Below are 655 nucleotides of genomic sequence, written 5' to 3'. Positions count from 1 at the left end.
AAGCGTAATAGCTCACTGGTCGAGTCGGCTTGCGCGTAAGATTTAACGGGGCTAAGCGATACACCGAAGCTGCGGATTCAGAGGACAGAAAACAGAAGACAGAGGACAGAATAATGAAAGCTATAGAGAAGTTTGAAGACTTAATGGTTTTTCAGAAAGCATATAAAGTTTCATTGGAGATACATAAGTTAAGCTTGGAGATGCCGAAAGTTGAGCAATATGCTCTGGCAGATCAAGTAAGGCGAGCGAGTAAATCAATTTGTGCAAATATTGCGGAAGGATTTGGTAAGCAGAGTATATCCAAAGTTGATTTTAAGCGTTATTTAGCAATAGCGATTGGGTCAGCGGAAGAGATGCGAGTATGGATAAGATATTGTTACGATTTGGATTATATTGCTAAGTCTGATTGTGAAAGATTTAGTGATGAATATCGAGATATAGCAAAGATGTTAAGTGGTCTTCATAAGAAATGGATGTAGTTTTGATTTATCTGTTTTCAGTCATCTGTCATCTGTCCTCTGAGTGGTAGGGGAGCGTTCTGTAAGCTGAAGAAGGTGAATTGAGAAGTTTGCTGGAGGTATCAGAAGTGCGAATGCTGACATGAGTAACGATAAATAAGTGAGATTCTTATTGGCCGAAAACCCAAGGTTTCCTA

Annotated in this window: 1 rRNA gene; it reads left to right on the top strand. The window is 39.5% G+C overall.

The features are described from left to right. Positions 1 to 655 (top strand): 23S ribosomal RNA (locus tag ACTS4L_RS11370); the annotation flags it as partial.

The sequence above is a fragment of the Cysteiniphilum sp. 19S12-1 genome (assembly GCF_052030685.1).
GTDB lineage: Bacteria > Pseudomonadota > Gammaproteobacteria > Francisellales > Francisellaceae > Caedibacter.
This window is presented reverse-complemented; position numbering and strand designations above follow the sequence as displayed.